At 68.9% G+C, this 228-nt stretch carries 1 protein-coding gene; it reads left to right on the top strand.

The window, feature by feature from the left end; genetic code table 11:
* Window positions 1-228 (top strand): tetratricopeptide repeat protein (locus ACLJZ5_RS22180; protein ID WP_410959042.1); only part of this gene is annotated, 228 nt, incomplete at both ends.

Raw genomic sequence — 228 nt, forward strand, 5'->3', positions numbered from 1 at the left:
CGGCTGGCGCTGGGGCTGCGTACCCGCCTGCAGAATGATGCCGGCAATGTTGAGGGCTGGCTCATGCTGGGGCGCATTGGCATGGTACTGGGTAATGCCGGTACCGCCACCGGGGCGTATGCGAACGCCTACCGTCTGGACCCGAAAAACCGCGATGCGGCGCTGGGCTACGCGGAGGCGCTGACGCGCTCGTCCGACCCGGAGGATAACCGCCGCGGCGGGGAGCTG

The sequence above is a fragment of the Salmonella sp. 5800 genome, from assembly GCF_046558195.1.
GTDB lineage: Bacteria > Pseudomonadota > Gammaproteobacteria > Enterobacterales > Enterobacteriaceae > Salmonella > Salmonella enterica.